The 751-nt window shown below is 42.6% G+C and carries 1 protein-coding gene; it reads left to right on the top strand.

Annotated features, from left to right (window positions below; genetic code table 11):
- Positions 1 to 751: helix-hairpin-helix domain-containing protein (locus ACFINO_RS10330; protein ID WP_375655733.1), on the top strand; the 751-nt coding region annotated here is incomplete at both ends.

Below are 751 nucleotides of genomic sequence, written 5' to 3'. Positions count from 1 at the left end.
TCGTGAGGGAAATGATATTCGTGTAGGCGATACAGTGATTGTACAGCGTGCTGGTGATGTAATCCCTCAAATTATTGATATTGTTGCTGAAAAGCGTTCAAAGGATGCTTCTGCTTTTGTTTTTCCTTATCTGTGTCCAGCTTGTGGAAGTTATGCTGTTCGTGAAATAGGAGAAGCTGTGCGTCGATGCACGGGTGGGCTTATTTGTCCCGCACAAGCGATTGAGCGTATTCGTCATTTTGTTTCGCGCAATGCCTTTGATATTGAGGGGCTTGGTAAAAAACAGGTGGAATTTTTTTTTCAGATTCAAGATGAAACGCTTTGTATTCATACGCCAGCTGATATTTTTACGTTACAACGTCGCCAAGAAAAATCTCTGGTCCGTTTGGAAAATATGGAGGGGTTTGGTACTGTTTCAGTGCGTAAACTTTATGATGCTATTAATGCGCGCCGAAAAATTCCTTTAAGTCGTTTTTTATTTGCACTAGGAATTCGCCATGTTGGAGAGGTTAATGCCCGCCGTCTTGCACGTGCTTATCAAAATTATACAGCTTTTGAAACTGCGGCAATGGCAGCTACTATGCCTGACGATAAGGTGGGTAAAGAAGGCAATGAGGCTTGGATGGAGCTTACCAATATTGAAGGGATTGGACCACAGGTAGGTGAAGCAATTATTGATTTTTATAAGGAAGTGCATAACCGCGAGGTTTTGTCTGGTTTGCTTTGCGAAGTTACACCTCTGGATGAGGAG

The sequence above is a fragment of the Bartonella sp. AA83SXKL genome (assembly GCF_042196965.1).
Classification (GTDB): domain Bacteria; phylum Pseudomonadota; class Alphaproteobacteria; order Rhizobiales; family Rhizobiaceae; genus Bartonella.
This window is presented reverse-complemented; position numbering and strand designations above follow the sequence as displayed.